The organism is Sphingobacterium sp. ML3W (genome assembly GCF_029542085.1).
Lineage (GTDB): Bacteria > Bacteroidota > Bacteroidia > Sphingobacteriales > Sphingobacteriaceae > Sphingobacterium.
In genome coordinates this window covers 6,157,574-6,178,605 of sequence record NZ_CP107036.1, presented here as the reverse complement: position 1 = coordinate 6,178,605, position 21,032 = coordinate 6,157,574, and the positions used below count along the sequence as shown (strand labels likewise).

Annotated in this window: 14 protein-coding genes; 3 read left to right on the top strand and 11 right to left on the bottom strand. The window is 40.1% G+C overall.

The window, feature by feature from the left end; translation table 11 throughout:
* Nucleotide 1: 1 nt before the first annotated feature.
* On the bottom strand, nucleotides 2-427 hold the full coding sequence (locus OGI71_RS25485; protein ID WP_282252947.1) for an organic hydroperoxide resistance protein: 426 nt from the start codon (nucleotides 425-427) through the stop codon (nucleotides 2-4).
* A 181-nt stretch (nucleotides 428-608) separates the two neighbouring features.
* Here OGI71_RS25485 and OGI71_RS25480 point away from each other — a divergent pair, with 181 nt between their 5' ends.
* The 3 genes from OGI71_RS25480 (at nucleotide 609) to OGI71_RS25470 (ending at nucleotide 3,312) form a co-directional block, all read left to right on the top strand.
* Nucleotides 609-1,523 (top strand): helix-turn-helix domain-containing protein, encoded by a 915-nt coding sequence (locus OGI71_RS25480; protein ID WP_282252946.1) that lies wholly within the window; start codon nucleotides 609-611, stop codon nucleotides 1,521-1,523.
* A gap of 93 nt (nucleotides 1,524-1,616) precedes the next feature.
* On the top strand, nucleotides 1,617-2,378 hold the full coding sequence (locus OGI71_RS25475) for an SDR family oxidoreductase (RefSeq protein ID WP_282252945.1): 762 nt from the start codon (nucleotides 1,617-1,619) through the stop codon (nucleotides 2,376-2,378).
* A 193-nt stretch (nucleotides 2,379-2,571) separates the two neighbouring features.
* Entirely contained in the window at nucleotides 2,572-3,312 is a 741-nt protein-coding gene (locus tag OGI71_RS25470) for a metallophosphoesterase family protein (protein ID WP_282252944.1), read from the top strand.
* A gap of 88 nt (nucleotides 3,313-3,400) precedes the next feature.
* On the opposite strand, the gene OGI71_RS25465 is transcribed toward OGI71_RS25470, so the two are convergent.
* From OGI71_RS25465 to OGI71_RS25420, 10 genes are all read right to left on the bottom strand, one after another.
* Complete coding sequence (locus OGI71_RS25465; protein ID WP_282252943.1) at nucleotides 3,401-5,518, bottom strand: IPT/TIG domain-containing protein; 2,118 nt, start codon at nucleotides 5,516-5,518, stop codon at nucleotides 3,401-3,403.
* 138 nt (nucleotides 5,519-5,656) lie between these two features.
* The gene (locus tag OGI71_RS25460) at nucleotides 5,657-8,908 is read right to left on the bottom strand and encodes a carboxypeptidase regulatory-like domain-containing protein (protein WP_282252942.1); all 3,252 of its coding nucleotides are present in this window, start codon (nucleotides 8,906-8,908) and stop codon (nucleotides 5,657-5,659) included.
* A 102-nt stretch (nucleotides 8,909-9,010) separates the two neighbouring features.
* Entirely contained in the window at nucleotides 9,011-10,009 is a 999-nt protein-coding gene (locus OGI71_RS25455; RefSeq protein ID WP_282252941.1) for a fasciclin domain-containing protein, read from the bottom strand.
* A 4-nt stretch (nucleotides 10,010-10,013) separates the two neighbouring features.
* Complete coding sequence (locus OGI71_RS25450; RefSeq protein WP_282252940.1) at nucleotides 10,014-11,357, bottom strand: fasciclin domain-containing protein; 1,344 nt, start codon at nucleotides 11,355-11,357, stop codon at nucleotides 10,014-10,016.
* A complete protein-coding gene (locus OGI71_RS25445) occupies nucleotides 11,347-12,351 on the bottom strand; it encodes a fasciclin domain-containing protein (RefSeq protein ID WP_282252939.1) in 1,005 nt (334 codons plus the stop codon). Before OGI71_RS25445 ends, OGI71_RS25450 begins: the two co-directional genes overlap by 11 nt.
* A gap of 132 nt (nucleotides 12,352-12,483) precedes the next feature.
* Nucleotides 12,484-13,689 carry a hypothetical protein gene (locus OGI71_RS25440; protein WP_282252938.1) on the bottom strand — a complete coding sequence of 402 codons (1,206 nt, stop codon included), beginning with the start codon at nucleotides 13,687-13,689 and terminating at the stop codon, nucleotides 12,484-12,486.
* Nucleotides 13,689-15,422, bottom strand: a complete 1,734-nt coding sequence (locus tag OGI71_RS25435; RefSeq protein WP_282252936.1) for a DUF4397 domain-containing protein — start codon at nucleotides 15,420-15,422, stop codon at nucleotides 13,689-13,691. Before OGI71_RS25435 ends, OGI71_RS25440 begins: the two co-directional genes overlap by 1 nt.
* Nucleotides 15,423-15,426: 4 nt before the next feature.
* Nucleotides 15,427-18,894, bottom strand: a complete 3,468-nt coding sequence (locus tag OGI71_RS25430) for a TonB-dependent receptor (protein WP_282252935.1) — start codon at nucleotides 18,892-18,894, stop codon at nucleotides 15,427-15,429.
* Between the two features lie 130 nt (nucleotides 18,895-19,024).
* Entirely contained in the window at nucleotides 19,025-20,221 is a 1,197-nt protein-coding gene (locus OGI71_RS25425; protein ID WP_282252934.1) for a FecR domain-containing protein, read from the bottom strand.
* Between the two features lie 60 nt (nucleotides 20,222-20,281).
* On the bottom strand, nucleotides 20,282-20,902 hold the full coding sequence (locus OGI71_RS25420) for a sigma-70 family RNA polymerase sigma factor (RefSeq protein WP_282252932.1): 621 nt from the start codon (nucleotides 20,900-20,902) through the stop codon (nucleotides 20,282-20,284).
* Nucleotides 20,903-21,032 lie beyond the last annotated feature (130 nt).

Sequence of the window (21,032 nt, the reverse complement as noted above, 5' to 3'; positions counted from 1 at the left end):
ATTATTCGTTGTTTGATACTGTTAACTTCACTTCCATATTACCTCTCGTAGCATTTGAGTATGGACACACCTGATGCGCTTTTTCAATCAGTTGCTGTGCCACCTCCAAACTGACTGCAGGAATATTAGCATGTAATTCCGCGGCTAAACCAAAACCACCGTTCTCCAATTGTCCAATACTCACCTGAGCAGTAACCTTGGTCTCACCTGTTTTTATCCGTTCTTGCCTAATCACCAAATTCAAGGCACTATCAAAGCAGGCAGCATAACCAGCGGCGAAAAGCATTTCTGGGTTTGCATAATCATCGTTCGCACCTCCAAGACCCTTCGGCATACGAACCGCCAGATCCAATACAGCATTTTCACTTTTTACCTGACCGTTTCGTCCTCCTGTGGCTGTGGCGCCTATGGTATATAACGTTTTCATATTTTAATTTGTTTTTGTTTCAACAATACAAATGTAGATAGGAAAATTATATTGTGCAATACATAATTGGACTATTGACATTAAAATGAAAATTGTAGCGGCATCTATAAGCGGATAGGTAGCACAAAACTCCAACGAAAGAATAAAAAAGGTAAATTTGATTATTGCAAATGTAATTGATATGAAAACAACTACAATCGAACAGTTCTACAATGAGATCAATGCTTCTATACCTGAGGAAATAGCACGTGAGCTTGGGCACTTCAACGTATTTAGCTTTGAGGAGCTCGCTGCAAAGTTGAAAGAGAAACCCATCATGCCTTACAATAAGCGAACTTATTACAAAATCAGTTTAATCACAGGAAAGAACACCGCTGAGTATGCAGATAAGGTAATTGAAATAGAAGAGTCTGCTTTGGTATTTGCGACACCGAAAGTTCCTTACCATTGGATACCCAAAGACGAACATCAACAAGGCTATTTTTGTGTTTTTACTGATGAATTTTTAGCACGAAATAAAAGTGGTATCGTATTGGAAGATCTACCCATCTTTCAACCCGGTGGACTTCCTATTTTTCAGATTACAACTGAACAGCGGATCGAAATTGAGCGAATTTTTAAAAAAATGAACAAGGAATTATGTTCTGATTATATGTTTAAATATGATCTTTTAAGGAATTACGTTCTTGAAATCATTCATTATGGACAAAAGCTACAGCCGAAAAGTATCAGTAATCCCATGCATACTGCGTCAACCAGAATTACCTCACTTTTCATTGAGTTATTGGAAAGACAGTTTCCAATAGAATCCTCAATGCAACGGTTGCAGCTACGAACAGCCAATGATTTTGCTGAACGCCTCGCCGTTCATGTAAACCACCTCAATAAAATTCTCAAGGACAGTACAGGCAAGACAACAACGCAAGTAATTTGTGCAAGAATTACACAAGAAGCAAAGATCCTCCTCAGGCAAACGGACCGGAATATCTCAGAGATTGCCTATTCACTCGGTTTTGAGGAAATAGCGCATTTTTCTAATTTCTTTAAAAAGCAGACCAAGCTTTCACCAAACAATTATCGTTCTCAACGATTATAATTTGAATTTCGCAAATATTGATTTGCTTTTCACAAACTCAACAAGTACTTTTCAAGCGAAATTTGTTCCATTAAATTTTAAAACAAAATAAAAATGGCTAAAAATAAAATCGCTTTAGTAACTGGCGGAAGCCGAGGTTTGGGAAGAAACATGGCAATTAATCTTGCTAAAAAAGGAATTGATGTCATACTGACTTATAATAGCAATAAAAAAGAAGCAGATCATGTTGTCTCTATGATTAAGGCTTTGGGACAACATGCAGCGGCATTTCAATTCAACGCCGGAGATACAAAATCCTTCGATCATTTTATAACACAAATAACCGAACATCTAAAAAACCAAACAGGTCAATCAAACTTTGATTTTCTGATTAATAATGCAGGCACGGCATTATATGCTCCTTTTATGGATACGACGGAAGAACAATTTGACGCAGTTTACAATATCCATTATAAAGGTGTCTTTTTTCTAACCCAGAAAGCACTTCCTTTTATAAACGATGGTGGACGTATTATTAATATTTCTTCGGGTCTTGCCCGCTTCGCTTTTCCGGGTTCTTCTGCTTATGGCTCAATGAAAGGTGCTATCGAAGTCTTGACAAGATACCTGGCCAAGGAACTAGGCTCTCGTAGTATTGCAGCAAACGTAGTCGCACCAGGAGCTATTGAAACAGATTTTGGCGGGGGACATGTTCGTGACAACAAAGAAACCAATGCACATATCGCGAGTGTAACAGCCTTAGGTCGTGCTGGTGTGCCTGACGACATTGGTGGAGTTGTAGCCTTCTTGTGTACTGAGGATGCCCGATGGATCAATGGACAACGCATTGAAGTATCCGGTGGTATGAATCTTTAACCACCTTGATAGAAAATAAGTATATATCTGACTGTTATAACACGGGATATATACTTATTAAAATATTGTATATGATTTTCGCTTCTATTACTTATGGTTCATCTTAAGGAATATAATACCAATTTCATTTTCTTTTTAAAAACAATAGCCATGCTGTTAATTTGCGCTTCGAATGGCTAAGTTTGTAGGATAGATGAAGATACAACTTGCAATAATAAGTGATATACATGCCAATATTGTGGCATTGGACGAAGTATTAGCGGATATAAAAAAGAGCGGGGTAACACAGATTTACTGTTTAGGTGATCTGGTCGATTTTGCCCCATGGGGAAATGAGGTTATCGCCCGAATACAGGAAAAAAATATCCCCTGTTTACTCGGAAATCACGATCAAAGGGTTGCCTTCGATGAGCCTATTGTTCCCTTATCACACCACGATGTGATCGAAACAGTAAACCGTGACATCGCCATCAATCTCAGCAAGAACGAAATAACAGCTGCTCACAAAAAATGGTTGGCAACATTACCATACAATATTGAATTAACGTTCAAAGTCAGTGATCATCTTAGAAAAATTCTGCTTGTGCATGCCAGTCCGCATAGTAATGATGAATACATTTATGAATCAACACCTAAAGCGGACTTGTCAGTTCAATTGCGCGAAAGAGCCATCGATATCCTCGTCATGGGTCATACCCATCACTCCTATGTCCAACGGACCGAAGAAGTCCTGTTTATCAATTGTGGGTCTGTCGGCCGAAGCAAAGAGAAAGACAGAAAGGCTTCCTATGCCTTAGTTACGCTGACAGAAGAAAACATAGAAGCCAAAATAGTTAAAGTAGATTATCCGATAAAGGAAGTCGCAGCAGCTATTTATCACAGTGATATTCCCGATTTCTATGGCAATTTTTTACACAGCATAGATAGCAATTAACAAAATCCCCGATGCTTATTTTATATCGTTTCAAAAAAGAACTTAACTTTCCGAGAACAATATTGATGCATCGGGGATATATAAGATTTTATTTTAGGAATAATTTCCGAATCGCTTTATTCGCCACATCCATAAGGTAAATATTGCCCTCTTTATCCACCACAACATCCTTTATCAATGTAAACTTGGCCGTCGCTAAAGTACCGTCCACATAACCATAGCCAGTCTTTATCAAGGTTGTTACTTCTCTGGTTGTCATATTGACTTCACGAATCGCATAATTATTATTATCAGCGACAATTAATCGGTTGTTCAGTCCAGGAGTAATTCCACCGATACCGCTAAAACGTGCGTAAGTTCCTATCCCATCTCCATATCCAGCATCTGAACTTCCAACAAACATCCCTCCCCGCGTATCACCGGGTTTCACTAACTCAACCCCATTGTTACTACTTGTATTCTGATCCGAATAGTATAAGTAACCTTGGCTATCCACAAAAGGTTTGGCCATCACCCAGGACGGCCCCGTTACCTTTGTGTAATTTCCGGTAATATTGACTTTGTTTACCCCTTGCGCAAATCCAGCAACCGAAACATACAAATTGCCCGATAAGTCTATGCACATGGATGTAGGAGAAAATCCGCTTGCGTGTATCGTACGTTTGCCTGTTGGTGTAATTTTAAATATCTGGTTTGCCCGTTGGTCACTGACATAGACATTATTTTGCTGGTCAATTGCTATTCCTGAGGGATAGTCAAAAATCGCGTTGGCACCATCAACTTGCAGGATGGATACATTACCTGTTGGTGACACCTTCTTGACTTGTTTATTCTCTGTATCTGTAACGTAGATATATCCCTGTTGATCTATCGCCATTCCAGCCATATTACTGCCAAATGTGGTCATTCCTGGACCTCCAGCTAGGGTCATTATCCCTGCCCTGCGAAATTGTTGCGGTGCCAAAGCATCTTGGCTACCAACCACGACCTTCACCTGACCTGTCGTTACTCCCTGTGGCGCCTCTAATACCAATTTATTTTCGCTGGCACTGCTTACTGGCGTCAAAACACCATTAAAATAGACTAGATTTTCTGCTAGATTTACACTAAAACCAGTTCCCATAATCGTAACACTTGTCCCTGCCAGACCATTATCTGGGCTCATCGAACGTATACCCAAGGTCTGATCTTTAAACTGCGGACCTTCAATCGATTGATCATTGACAACAACTTTTACCTTGCCCGATCCAGTTCCACCGGGAATGGTCAGTTTAATCTGATTTTCACTACTTGAAGAAATAGCGACCTGCTTTCCATTGATAAATACCTGATTTTCGTCCAGTATCTTACTAAATAATAGTCCACTGATCGTCATTTCGGATCCTTTAGGGCCACTTAAAGGTGAAACCGTTTCAATGACTGGTTTACCAACCACGGTAAACGTCGGTCCTGAGATTTTCTGTTCGTTTATGTTGACGGACAACAGTCCCGTTCCCACCCCTGTCGGTGCAACAACAACAATTTTTTCAGGACTGGATTCCAAGACGACAGCAATTTTACCGTTAAAATCGACCACATTGCCCGAATTTAGTTTCTCGAAGCCTTCACCTGTCAATGTAACCCTTGTCCCTGCTCCACCGCTTGTTGGTTTGATGCTGCGAATAACCTGATAGGTGAAATTTTGACCTTGAGATTTTTTTCCGTCTACACGTACTTCTACAGCACCATACCCAGCATCTTCTGGTACTTCAGCAATGATGACCTTATCGGTAACACTCACAACCAATGCTTTTTTGCTATTCACGTAAACCTCCGCCGGCATATCTGTACTGCCAAACCCCTCACCATCAATCCGCAATTGGGTTCCACCGGTACCATTAGTCGGAAAAACTTTCGCTATAGACAAGTCCTGATACGTATACGTGCCGACCTCGAAGCTATTGCTCCCATACTTCAAGGCAACTGTTCCGCTTTTATCACCTTTCGGCACGCGCAACACAACGGAGGTAGGAGTCGCGCTGATCACCTCCGCCGGATTCCCAGCAACTGTTGCTGTAAATTCAGCGATCGAACTGCCGAAGCCCTGTCCTTCAATCGTAACCAATGTCCCTGCCTTGCCTGAATTAGGGTAATAGCCACTCACTTTCGCCACCTCCTTATCTATCAATTCCTCTTTTTTACTACAGCCGATTAATGCAATTATCATTGATATACATATCATCGTTAGTTTCACTATATTTTTCATGGGAATAAATTCTTTTTTGCGCCTTATTTCTTGAGCTTCATTGCTCGATTCATTGTTTCACTCCTTACGATCTTAACTATCATAATAGCGTATTTTAAATTAGAAAGTATAGCGAACGCCACATTGTATCTGCGCCCTTGAGTTAAAATAATCTATACTATAGGACTGACCCGGATCGCTGAATGTAAATACAGGCCAGTTATCTGCATTTTGCGTTGGTGGAAACAATGATGGTGTCAGCCCTACACTACTCGTTGAATTAAATGTATTTGGTGAGAAGTATTGAACGCCCCATTTTCTATAGATCAGATTTGTCAAATTCATGATATCCATCGAAAAGGTGATAAATTGTTTTTTTGACTTTTGAACAAAAAAATCATGCGCAACACGTAAATCAGCCTGTAGATTCCATGGCGTACGTCCCATATTTCGTTCTGTAAAATCACCTCTACGGGAGCTTAGGTACGCGTTACCATCAATAAATTTATTAAAAGCGTCTGCCTGTTGTTGAGCGGACATTCCACCAGTAATATCCTTAAAATAATGCATTGCCTCTGTCTGTCTCGGAATGTAAACCAAACTGACCTGTTGTGGTAACCCTTGGATACTATTGTTGACAATACCATAGGTAAATGGACTACCTGATTGTGCACTAAAATATAAGGTAAAACTTGTCCGCCCAGCACTGTGCCATACTTGTTCATAATTTATACTTGAAACGATACGATGACGTATATCAAAGTTACTGTAGGCTAATTTTGGGTTGTTTGGAATTAACGATTGGTTGAGCTGCCAATTACTTTCCATGGAGTTACGAACACCATTGCTCAAATCTTTGGATTGACCATAGGTGTAACTCAAAGTCGCATTCAACTTTTCTTTGATTGATTTCGCTATTGTACCGGTTAAGCTATATCGATAACCTTGATTGGTATTGCTCAATAAGTAAACATTTGAAAAACGATTATCTACAGTGCCACTATAAACCGGTTGCTGCTTGTTGACATCGTAACCATACCACAACGGATTGTCTTTATTGTTCAATTGCTGAAACAATACATCTTTTATATTTTTTGTATAAATGCCTTCCAATGTGAATTTCCAACCTTCCGCCTGGTAATCTATGCCTAAACTTGACCGGAGAACCTGTGGAAGTACAAAATCATTATCAACTAAATCTACCTGTGTTTTCCCAGTACTTGGATCATGGATTATAGCGCCATTTTGTGCAATAAAATCTCCAATTCCATTTGGACTAGGTTTAATCGGATCAGATCCCGGTGCAAAAGGTTTTTGATCAGCTTTTTGATCAAATGCACCATAGCTATCGCCTGTATTGTAATAGGCATAGGCAAGCCAAGCAAACGGTATACGTCCAGTAAATAACCCGGCTCCTCCTCTAATGACCAATTGTTTGTTGTCCATCGCTTCCCAACGAAATCCTATTCGGGGAGAAAGTTGAATTTTATTTAAAAATTCATTTTTCAGGCGATTGGCGGGGGTGTATGTATAGCTGGTTCCGAAACCAGGATCAGCCCACATGTCTTTGACTTTTTCGCTTAACGTTGGCATATCTGGTAGGCTCGTTAAATCTGCTCTAAGCCCAGGGATAATTTGGAAATGATCATTCACGCGGATCTCATCCTGCAAGTAGAGACTGTACATATTGACCGAGAAATCTGCAGCAGGGTGATCTAAGATATACGATCGACTATTGTCCGTATAATTATAGCTACCTCTTACACGATACGGTACATTGGCAACAAAATCCGCAATACTGTTATAATCTACACGACCATTCCAACTGTTGACAAAGCCATACCGGATACGATAAAGCTCATTATGCGTACCGATCAAAAACTTGTGCCTGCCTTTCGTCCAGTTCAGATTAGCCGTAATCTCCCAAGTCCCTTGTCGCATATTAAAAATACTGGCTTCACGATCGGTCCCAAGATAGATCGTCGTACCTGGTGTACGTCCCTGAATCTGCACCTGAGGCAAAGAAGGATCACTCAACGGATCGCGGCGGTCATTCACTTGCGTGTATCCCACTACAACATTGGAGGAAAGATTGTTACTAAATCTGCTCTTTAATTCTGCAACAGTACTTGTTTGATTATTCTCCTGTTCGAATGCCATTCCACTGAAACGAAAATCTTGTTGATCCCTGTCCATGTGCGTCGCTTTGCTAAAAATGGTATTGTTACGAACCGCCAATTGATGCTGTGCATTGATATTCCAGTCCAAACGATTAAAAAATTTTGTTGAACGTGACCAGTTGGTATAATTGTCAGCTGTTCCGATATTAAAGATATCTCCATAACGTGACTGAGCTGCTGTTTTTATTGCCTCGACATCGGCTTGATCCAGAATATGTGCCGTTTCAACCGTTCCCACACGCAGTTGTGTAGGATCTTGACGTCGTGCGATCTCTTCGTTACTGAAAAAGAATAATTTATCCTTAATCAATGGAAAACCAATTCGAAATCCCGTTTGATAATCATAAAAGTCCTTATTCATTTTCCCTAAAGTCCCCACACGATCCCTGCCTGTTAATGCAGCATTACGCCCGAAAGCATATACCGAACCTTCGACCTTGTTCGTACCACTTCGTGTCACGGCATTGACCGATCCGCCTGTAAAATTTCCAATTTTGACATCATAGGGAGCTAGATACACCTGCATATCCTGAATGGCATCGATCGAGATTGGATTGGTCCGAGTACTACTTCCTGCCATTCCGGAAGTACCGGTCTGTCCTCCTAGAGACGGGCTAAAACCTATTGCATCATTGTTGATGGCTCCGTCCACCGTCACGTTGTTATACCTAAAATTGGTTCCACCGAAGCTATTATCCCGGCTACCCTGTGGTGTTAGTCTAGTCACATCTGTAATCGAACGATTTGCTGTAGGCATATTCCGTACCTGCTCACTACTGATATGATTTCCTGTTCCAACCGTCCCAACTCTAGTATCCCTTTTTCGGCCCGTTACAACCACCTCACCCAGTGTTTCGGTACGTTGCTCCAAGATAAAATCAACTTGCAGGGCCTCTCCCAGGCGTACGAAGATATTTTCCCTGTGATCAGCCTGTAGTCCCACGCTGCTTACATCCACGATATATGGTCCACCAATGCGAATATTGTTTAATGTAAAACGTCCATCTTTATCCGTGGACTGTACGTAACGCGTCCCCGTAGGTGTATGTACAACAGTGACTGTTGCTTTCTCAACTCCGTTCCCCCCGTTATTTTGCACCTTTCCTGTGATTGCACCTGAGGTTTCTTGCGCCGAGGATACGAATCCTTGCAAAAGAAATAAAAAGAGGAAAATTAATTTGAGTGTTGACATTACTGTAAAGTTTATCTTGGTTGATCGTCCTATACAGATACTGCCATATTGATATCTATTCATTTCTGTTTTTCCTTAAATCGTGAGATAAAACTTTTTTTATTATTGTGTAATCCGCAAACATTGATCGACAATATGCAGTACCCCATCACCAGTTAATATATCCTGCTTTTGTAACAAGACATCACTGGTGTTGCCTAGACCACGGAGTGCTATACCACTAAATGCTCCCGGAGAATTTGCATTGGGGATCAATCTAATCTGTACGTTATTCCCATCCAGCATCGTTTGTTTAGATACATTTGTGTTACCCGTACTTAAGATATAATCGTACACAAAGCGGCGGTCACGAACGATATGGTAATTGACCACTTGCTTCAATTCAGCTACCCCGATCTTTTCGATTTCCTGTATTGAAGTAAATCCCATCTGTGCCATAGCGGCATTCGTCGGTGCAAAAATGGTATAAGGCCCTTGATTGACTTTTTCCGATAGCACACCAGACCTTTTAATAGCCCTAGCAAATATGCTGATACTCGCATCCGCATTGATAGCATCCACAATCTTATCATGAACATATGGCGTCATCACGCGATCAAGTACCTGTATCAATCCATTTGAAGCCGGTAAATTTTGAGTCAAAACACGGGCACCATTTAATGTAAGTACTGTATCAGCACCCTTGACCCAATGTGTGGCATAGACCTTACCTTTACGTGTCTTTAATTCTTGATTAAATAGAAATGGAAGTTTATCCAATTCATATTTTCCGTCCAATATGTGATAATAGGCGATATTGGAAATTATTGCCGCACGCTCAGATAATATTTTGACCACACTAGGATAGCCTGCTTTGGAGAAAGCATCATCCGATGGTGCAAGCAATGTATAAGGTCCCTTTCCTGTCTTCAGCTCCTTATCCATGTTGCTTACACGCAACGCGGCATTAAATGCAGATAGATTAAAATTATCAGCAACAACAAAATTGACACTGTTATTGTCAAAGCGAACCGCATTATCGTCCTTTTTACAGGCTAGTGCAAAGCTGCCTAGCAGCACAAGTATACAATTCCTGTAATAGCGAAATTTATATTGTCTCATCTTTTTATTTAAGTTTGAATCCCTTCGGGACTAACAAATTATCAAGTACGTGAATAGGTCCATTAAGGGTATTGATATCCGATTCCACAATATTGACTGGTAGCTGTTCGGCATTTTTGATCTTCATTTGCATCTGGTTCGAATTTCGAGAGAAAGCAAATGGCATCTTATAAGCATATTGAACTTGTCCCGAACCGCCGATATTGATATAATAGTCATTTAGCAACACCGGATCCAGATCATTACTATAGAATACGGTATTGTTAGCTCCTGCGAGACCGTAGGCAGGGTCTTTTGTACCAAACAACCGTCCCCAATTGCGATGATAGTTAAACAGGGTATCTGTTGGATATGCTCCTCTAGGTTCAAAATATAAATCATCAAACCTGACATCACCTCTCTTGGCATTGAATGCTAGGATTTCCGCCACACTGTTAAAACCCGCACGTTTAAATGCATCATCCGTAGGTGCAAATAATGTTGTCAAGTTCATATTGGCCATTTCTTCATGACTTGGCTCCATGTCTGCTTCCCAGTCCTTTTTATAGGAATATCTGATATCAGGGTAATAACTCAAAAATTCTTCTTTTGTCATTCGATAACCCCAAAGAGGCTCAATATCATTTAACATCTTCTCAAAAAAAGCATCATCAGCCAAACGTTGTGCTTCAATAAAAAAAGTAAATCTTCCATCGGCAGTTAAAGCTTCCAGTGTTGTCATTGTAGGTTTTTGAACAAATTTCTCCATGAAATAGATGCCACCATTTGTTGCCGGCTCATAGCTTAATTTGCCAACAGATTTACCATTGATAAGCAGATTTCCCTCTTTTACTGCCAAATAATGTCTATAATAATATAGGTCATAACGTCGTCCCACAGGTTCCTCGTTATCATAAAATGGAACCCGGTATTTTGAATTTTTTAACATTGAGCGAACCATCAGGCTATATTGACCAAGTTTAGTCTGATCAAACTCACCCCAAAAGCAGTAAAACTGAATAAAGTCAGTAAGCTCTTCCTTTGTCATTTTTTGAATCGTCTCCGCAGTTATCCCAGCTTGCTTCAGTGCATTATCAGTTGGAACCAAAATGGTAACTTTCGTATGAATGCCCTCAGCTTTAATGAGTGCTAGTATGCTGCTTTTTTGCCATGCTGCTAAAAACACTTTTGCATCACTACGCTTTGCCAACAATTGACTAAGGTCCTGTGTTGCCTCATTTTGATAAGGCACCTGTTCTCCGACAAGATCAGGCATAAATTCAGTCTTACTACAAGAGGACATGACGAGTAAACTTGTCGCCCAAATCAGTAAAAGATATCGGGTGACCCGGATTGATTTATTTTTCATTTTCTTCCTTTTTAATAGCCTGATCAGGGCTTACTAGCCCCTTATCTAAATCGTGTACCACACCGTTACTACATAGATAATCCATCTTAGCTCCCACCGAATAAATTATATCAGCAAGAATAATCGAATTAAACATATCGTTGCTTCTGAGCCTCATATTGTAACTCAATTTCCATGTTGGATAAGCTTCATTCGCAAAGTATTCCATGTAATGAACTTTATCTTTTAAGTAGTATTTGTAATAACCGTTCGAATTAATAATGGTGAATACCTGTGAATCCGATATAAAAAAATGTTTATCATACATGATATAGGCACCAAAGAGTACCTCGCCTATATATTGTTCAGGATTAGCTCCATCCAAAAAACTCGCTGTTACCCCTCGTTTTTCCAAAGCTTCATTTGTTGGCGCAAATACCGTAAATGGACCTTTTTGAGCCAGTTGATCCCACAGGCCAAACTTCTTCAGGCCGGCGACAAAGACGGTATATTCCTTCTTATCACTCAGCCATTCCTGAATATTTTTTTCAAACTGTGGCTTCATTAACTTATCGAGCACATGCAACACACCGTTAGATAAAACCACATCCTTACGGATTGCCTTTGCACCACTGAAAAACAACATGTTGGTCGGTGCAGTTGCTCCTGGTGCGAGCGAGCCTAAGGATGCATATAATTCCGATCCTTCACGTGTTGCATACCGAAAATCCACGGAGTTACTCGGAATATCGCTTAAGTAAAGACGTCGAGGAAGAATATGGTAGGCAATGATCCGCCGCAAACTGTCTTTATTCATCTTGTCAAAATCCGTCGGACGAAATATTCCTATTTCATTAAAGGCAAGATCATTGGGTACGAGGACAGTAAATGGTCCTTCTCCATTGAGTTCTGCAGTCAATCCTGTCTTTTGGAGTGCAGCATCAAAGAGACGCATTTCATAATTATTATGAATAAAATCCGCTGCTGGCCGTATATTTTCATTCGGGACAGGCATAGTAAGATTGTCATGTTTACAACTTTGTAGGTTAGAAATAAGCAGGGCTACAAAAAAGTAACCTAAGCACTTCATCCGGGACATCTTATATTTTATTTCGCAATTATTTGTTCGATTCATTTCAGCTTATGTTTAATAGATAGGCGGTGCATATTTTCGTTGTATCGTTGTTAAGTATACTCGTCCATTGACAACTTCAATCGTATTGACCGTCGCAAAAGTGTGCGGGTTGTCTTTTCCTGAATGCACATTGACCAGCAGGTTTGGAAGCAAGGTTCCATTCTCATTACTTGTTAATCCAACCTTTCCATTTAAAAGGCAGTTGAGTACCGCCCAATTGCTTCCTGTATTGCGATCGCTATCGTAAAAGGGGTTCGTCACAGGATTCATTCCGGATGCAAAAAAATCAAATCGCTGCCATATATCAGTTCGAATACCGTTCGCTTTATTACTTGCCCATAGCGGAAAACTCACATAAGGGCTTACAGCATTCGTGCTTGTATTGAGTTTGACCGTCGTCATAAATTTACCACGGTAACCTTTTACTGTGGTGGCGTAATGGCTCAGCACTTCCTGGCTTTCATAAAGCGACATAAACACATTCATTTCATCCTTGATACCATGCCTAAAACTTGCTAGTTTGTAATCATCATCTTTTAAATTGGCATCAGCCTCCCAAAAGCCTTTGGCGCTCATATTATAGAAGTTGACATAAACCAATGAATCGGATAAGGGAAGTTTATAGAAGTTCTCCTGACGCAATAAAATTCCATGATCTTTTTTGACAAAATCTTTTTGCAGGAGATGCAACGTGTAGACTTCTTTGCTTTGTAGATTGATTACCGTATCTATCAGTATGTCATTTTTTAAGCGCTCTTCCAATTCAAAGAATGGGACTGTATTTTTGGGGCGATAAGCGAATACAACACGAACCTCTCCAGATGGAATCTGTGCCCAGCTACTCAGATCAAATCCGTTTAATATCGGACCAACCAATACATTTTCTTTTCCCGGATATTCCGGATTACTTAAACTATTGCTGTTACCAATATGTGAAGGATAGGGTGGCGCATAAGGATCCCGTTTGTCCAAAAAGTCACCGACAATTTCTGCTCCAGTAAACTTTCCATCAGCTCCAGTCTTCGGATTGATAAGCATACAGAAATAAGGAACCTTGTCATCTTTGCTTCCCATAGTCTGTACATAGTTGATGTTATTAAAAACCCGGAGGTAAGCGGGCTCAGCGATCTGTGTATAATCAATTTTGGTACAGGCCGTGAACAGGATGAGAAAAATACCCAACACACTTACACAATGTAGTATTCTCTGTCTTTTCATTATTTATTATGTTTGATAATGATCATTTTAGCTTTCTCTTTAGCGGATGCTCCAGCTCCGCTTTTTCCAATTAATGCAATAGTATAAATTCCCGGTTCGTGCGCAGGTAATGCTCTTTTGATTTTTGTGTAAAGCGATTTATCTGCGATAAAGTCTGTTGATTTCAGTACATCGATATCTTTAGCCCACACACCGGGTACCACATCGGGCTTAGATCGGTAGGCCATAATCTCGTATGTATGCATCATGGTATTCATATTCGTATAGGGCATATTCAGCGAAGGAATGCCCGGTTGAAGATTCACATTCGAGCTATTTCCAATAGACTGTCCATTTGGAAGCGTAAACGTGATGTAGGGGTTCCCAATAGATAGATTTAAGAAACGATTGAAAAAGAAAAACTTAAAAGCGAGTCTGCTATAAGTACCATCATCTTCTGCCGGTAATGGAAGTGTACCACTAAGATCATTGGCAATCAGCAAGAGCTGAGCTTTTCCATTTTGATCAGGATGGAGCCAAACGGTATAGTTTTGGTTGCTCCGTAACTCCTGATTTAAGGAAGCAAGCACACTCCCTGAATTGTCAATTGCCTCAATCGTATACTGTTTTTGGGTAAAAACACCATAAGTACTCCCTTTCCCAAAATCAAGCCCCGATGCAAGTGTTTTGCCATCTATCCTAAATGCGATGGACTGATCTTTGTAGGCATTGACTCCCTGTATCCGAAGATAACTTTGGTTTACTGGTGCCGCGATATCTGTAATAATTTGAAACGAATTTTGATAGACATTCACGGTTTCGTCCAATTCATTGGAGATGTAATTAAATTTCTGTGGAGCAACTACAATCGTATACACTCCACCGGGTTGAAAATTCTGAATTGGAGCATAGACCAGGTTAGTTGACTTGGCATGATTTTCAGGAATAGTAGAAGTCGGTAAATCAATAAGACCATACTCATGTCGTTCCGTCCCCAATGCTGGAAGTGGTCTCCCATCCTGAAGCAATACCTTGAATTGATAAGTCCCATAAGGTAATTCGATATATTCTGAGGCCTTCTGGGCAACAGATATCGTGTTCGTCTTTGGGCTGACCAAAGCACCGTCAGCATAAGCCAATGATATCGCTCCAACCAAACTCTCCTGGGGCCCTGTCAATCCGCTGGGGGGATTTTTAATTGCTCCAGCTAGATTTACAATCCTAATCTTGAAATGATCGGGTTTACTTGGGCTAGTAGCAGTCCGCTCTAAGGTGACAACATCAGGTTGACCATTCATAAACATCGTTGGCAGCAAAAAATAGTCTTTGGGTATCTCATAACTATTATTTACGTTGACTTTGAGGTCATGATTTAAACCAAAACCTGCATAATAACGAGCAGAAAAACTCAATTCTGCTTCTTCTTTCTTGTTGAAAAGATCTTGTGGAATAGGCCATATTTTTCCTAAGCGTCCATCCGTTGGGAAATACGATGTCCCTGGGTATTTATGATTCCCCGGAAGCAACGGATGTAATACCACAAAATTAGTCAGGCTATCACCATTAGCGATAAGCTGATTGTAGTCGAATAAGTTAACAATTCTCGAATTCGAATTTGGTCTATTTTCAGTTACAGGGCGGTTGTCGATGATAACGTCCAACTTATCTTTTTTACAAGCGACAAAATAAAACGAACATAATACTGTTATTCCTAAAAACCACCAGCATCTATTTTTAAACACATTTAATTCCATTAGATTAAAATAAGTTATAGGTAAAACCGATCATAATTTCCGCACCACGTTTGTAGCTTCGGTTGATGTATTCATTTCCGTACCATTTCCCACCTGTTTGAGGATTTGCATAAACTGTTTTTATTGCAGGATTAATGATATTTTTGGCATAACCTTTAAACAAGATTCGTCTATTAAGCTTTTGTGAGAATACAAAATCAAGATAAGGTACGGGTTGCGTATATAGATCCGGTTCTCCTGTCAAGTTGATCTGTACCAGACGTTCTCCGACCATGTTGAAGGTCAAGGTCAAATCTGTTCCAGATTTGTCATTATCATAATTTAGCCAAGCATTGATGGAATAAGGAGCTTGCTCAAACAACGGACTATTTTTAGGCGTATATCGATCAAGGGAGCGATTCGCTTCATAGCGTTCAGCAGATTTTTTTATCTCACTTTGTGCCAACAAGAGATTGGTACCGAGAAACAGATTTTTCAAAGGATCATATAAAGTTCCGAGATTCTTCACAACTTCGAACTCCAGTCCCCACACTTTTCCGATATTACCATCATTTTGGAACTGAATTGTTGGAAATTCAGGATAAGTCGCAGCTAGACCCTCCGTTTTTAAATTAAAGACTTTGACCAATTGATTCTCGATACGTTTTCCAAAAGCAGAAATAGCGATAACCTCGCCCTTTTCGGGAAACCATTCCCAACGAAAATCCGCATTTTGCGTATATTGATTCTTCAGATTAGGATTACCCACGACCAATCCCATTTGAAAGGCATCAAATTCAAAGACATTCGTAATCTCTCTCAACTCAGGTCTTGCCAAGGTTGTATTGAAAGCTCCACGAAAATTCATATTATCGTTAAGTGTATAAGTAGCATTGACTGAATAAAAAGGTTTGTAACCTGTTTTGTATACAGAATTTGGATTAATTGGATCCAAGGGAATGCGTGTTCCATCTGGAGATGTTGCGGTAAGTGCTGGGTCTAAAAATACATTGGCTGTATCTACAGCAGATCCGATATTGGTCATCTCAAACCGCACACCGCCCGCCAGACGAAACCGCTCCGCAATTTTAAGATCCAACATACCATACAACGCATTAGTCTCAAAATAACCTTTGTAGTTGTTCGGTGATTTTTGGCTGTTATATAAGAAACCTCCAATTGGCATCATTCCTTCCCCCTGTCCCGCCTTTGGTAGCACAACACCAACGATTTCGTTGCTGACCAAACGATCCAGATTTCCCTGAACATCATACAATGGAATGGATTTATTGCCTGTAAAATTTGATCCCGGCAGAAACAATTGGTTTTCCATAAATTTGCGGTCTCGGAACAAATAATTGAAGCCCGTCTTTAGCAATTGTTTCTCTCCAAATAACTTAAAAGGAAAATTTAAATCTGCCTTAGCATTAAAATTGTCTTCATTTAAATTTCGCCATCTCCGACCATTAGGTTCAGCTTGAATAATGCCATAATTTCCAAATCCGTTGACATAACCCGATGTAAGTGCATAAAGGTGTTCAGAATAAACATAATCATCAGCTCCGGCTTGTTCCCCGATAATCGGCCGTCTATACCATCCTCCACCTCTAGGTGCATAATCAACAAGGCTCACAAATCTAAAATCTGGATCATTTTGCGTGGATTTTGAAGTTGCCACGTTATAGCTCAATCGTGGAGAGAATTCATCTTTCAAAAATTTATGCTCTCCCTGCAAATTAAAGGTATTCAAATTCCGAAAAGTCTGTTTTAAGGAATGGATTGTACTTTTCACTTCTCCCGGTAATCCGGAATATTCATAACGTCCATTCAAATTGGTGGCTATGGACTCACCGCCCCAGCTACCCAGATATTGCATGCTGATTTCATGCTGTGTACTGAAACGATAAGTAACACCTACAAGTGTACCATAATTGAGCGTTTCCGTTCCCGTATTCTCTTTATAGGTCTGATATTTCCCCATAAACAAACTATTAGGTGTGATATAATTGGGAATATTTCGAAAACTAAATATATCTGGACTGCCTGTCACGACACCTTGGTAGATGCTATATTGTGTTAACTCGCCTTGATAAGTATCAGAAATCCTTCGGTAATAATTTCCGCCGACAACAAGTCCTAATTTGTGTTTGCCAAAGACGTCGTAGCTATTTCCAAATGTGGCTGAATATAGCTGATTCATAGGTGCCCGGCGATATCGTGTAGTCATTACCGGATCAAAGCTTTTCATAATACCATTGATGCGGTTCACTTCCTGATATCCCGAAGGACTATAGTTACTGTTGGCAATCCTGTCTTGAATGGAGCTCAGTCCATTGGGATATTGCTTCGCTAGATCCAGGAAATCAGGAGATAGATCCTTTTTGTTAATTCGGGTGCCCAATATTCCCATTTCACTGTTCCAGAAACTATTGTAATTACCACCTAGACCAATATTCGAATTGAGACCAGTCTGGGCGATAAGTTCGAATGTCATTTTATCCGGTACAGATTTCGTTTTCAGTTCAACAATACCCGAAGCAGCATCCGCGGGTTTATCTGGAGTAACTGTTTTATATACAGTAATATTGTCCAGAAGAGAAGCAGGAACGAGATCCAGCGGGATAGCACTACGATCAGGATCGGAAGATGCCAATCGTACGCCATTCAATTGCCCGATCACGGATCTATCTCCTAATCCCCTTACTGCAATATACTTATCGTCTGTTACGGTCACTCCAGTGACACGCTGTAAAGCTTGCGTAGTCGTGATACTTGCTGTACGTTCGATCAATTCGGCAGAAATCGCGTCCTGCACAATAGATGAACGCTTCCGTTCCTCTAGTACCGCAGTTTCGGTATTAGCCTTGCGCCTTGCCTGAACGGTGACCTCTTCCAGAGCTGTCGCAAGTGGTGCTAAACCGATAACAAGATTTGCCTGTCCTTCTTTGACTTCCAGTTCTCTTGTTTGATAGCCTAAATATGAAACTACCAATGTTGCAGGACTTTTAGAGACCGTCAAAGAGAAGTTACCATTGGCATCAGAATTTGTTCCGCCCGAAGTTCCCTTAACACGGATGGAAACACTTGCCAAAACCCGCTTGGTCTCCTGGTCTATTATCCGTCCGGAAAGCAGTTGCTGTTGTGATACATAAGCTGGTTTTTCCTGACCTAAAGACGACGCCGTCACGACAACCAATTTATTTTTCACGACATAACCAAATGGTTGTCCGGCAAAACAGATATCTAACGCATCCTCAACAGTTGCATTTTTGAGACTGATATTAACGGGTTTTGCACGATTAAATAAGCCGTTATCATAAAAAAAATCATAGCCACTCTGCTGCCTTATTTCTTTTAAAATAGTTGGGATATTGCTATTTTGCCTGTTGAGTGTAATCCGTTGACCATAAGTAAACGCACTGACTTTCACCAACAAACAAGTTAAAAATACCATGGTGATTTTCATAACACGCATGCATTGATAAAAACTCATATATTTGTTGTAGTTAATATTATTTGATGATTATTGAATCGCAACGTTATCGATAAGCTTAACACATTGACCAAGGGTGTTACCAGCACCTTTGGTTGTTTTTATTTAGCTCATCGCATGATTAGATAGGTCAATCTATCACAATAAGCCTCCTTCCATTTAGTGTTAATTTTACCTTACCGGTTGTCTGTAACATGTCCATGATGGTAGAGAGCGGTTGGGAACGCGACACCATACCGTCAAATTTGAGCTTATTGAGTCGTTGTGGACACTCCACATCTACATTGTACCACCTTGAAATCTTACGTAGTAAACTACCCAATTCTTCACCCTTGAATACAAAGTCCCCCGCTATCCATGCTACGTCCTGAGAAATATCAGCATCATCGATACGCAACCGCTCACTTAATAATGCCTTTTGCCCCGGCTTCAGTAGAACAGATTCATTCATTTTTAAAGAAGTCACACGTACGCTTCCCTCCAACAGTGTTGTTGTGGTATAGGGTTCATCCTGATAGGCATTGACATTAAAATGTGTTCCGAGTACTTCGATTTTTTGTTCTGCCGTTTCCACATAGAATGGGATTCGTTTTCCGTCCGTTCCCCTATCCATCTTTGCGACTTCAAAATAAACTTCGCCAGTCATACGCACACTTCGCGCATCATTTGCAAACTTCAATGGATAAGTCAACGTAGAATTTGCATTCAGAAAAGCCTTGGATCCATCAGGCAAAATCACTTGATATTGATTGCCCCGATTAGTTGTTATTTTATTGACCGCCGCTGTTGCAGCACCGCCCTGTTCTACTGCTTTATAAACCAACTCACCGTTTTTGCTCTTCTGAATTTCCACTCCTCCTTGAAGTGCAACGACACTCCCATTACGAATATCAGTTAAGGAAATTACCGAACCATCTTTTAGGGTCAACAGTGCAGCATCTTGTCCTGGAGAACCAATATGTTGGACAATTTCTATTGTTTCTTTAGAAGCTTGTTGTCGAAATAAAAACAGTGAAACAGTACCTACAACAATTACCGCAGCGGCAATTTTAAACCAGACGGTTTTACCAATTTCCTTAAAACGGTTCTGGTTAGAATGCTTTTTTATCTGCTGTTGTAAACGGAAGTAATTTGCCTGAACGGATACCTCTCCGGCATAATATCCCATCGCCAAAATAGTCTCCTTTAGCTCCGCAATGGATTGTTGATGTTCTGGATATTTTTGCAGCCATTTTTCCCATTTCTCGATATCCTCTTTCTCTGTTCTCCTGCAATAGTTGACAAAAGATTCATCTTGCAATAAGGCCTGTAAATTAAGTTCGTCCATTCCGCTCTGATTGTAATTTATCCAATAGAGCGAGGGACATCATTTTTTCACTACTTGTTTTTAAGAAAAAATCAATAAAAATGAAGAAAGTAGGCCTACGGCTACTTTAAGGAATATTTCTTGTTCACTAGACAGATTATTTTTGATCTTTTCCAGCGATTTATAGATCGTATTATAAATGGTATGAATAGAAACTTGATTGGCGTCCGCAATTTCCTGATAAGAGAGGTCAAGAAAAAAACGTTGATAAATTACCAAACGTTGCTTCGTTCCCAATTGCTCTAGATGTTCCTGAACCAATTGTGCGACAGTATTTGTTGTTGTCGTACGAATATACTGTTCTTCGACAGATTGATGGATAGCTGGATCGTGTACTTCTTCCGAAAAATCCAAATCTGTCAGTTGAAGCGTTTCTTTACGAAAGAGCTTTCGGAAGAATACTGTAGTAATATAATTATGATGATTGCGTATTTGTCGATTGCCATTCTTTTTCTCCCAAAGATGTAAAAACACATCATTGACACTATCCTGAATACGTTGCATGGACATTTTCTTTTTCAGTCCCAAGTAGGAAAGATAATGGTAATAATGTTTGTATAAGGTATAAAAGGATTCCTCACATTCATCTTCTACAAATTGATCCCAAACATTTCTTAAATCTTTTCCGGTTAGTGCAAGCATGATATATTGATAACAATGACTTTGCACAAAAAAACAAAAGTCTTATTAACAAGAGATTAACCCAATATGAAGAATAAGAAAATTGTATGTAAATTAGAATTATAAAAACGATATAAACCTAACGATACTG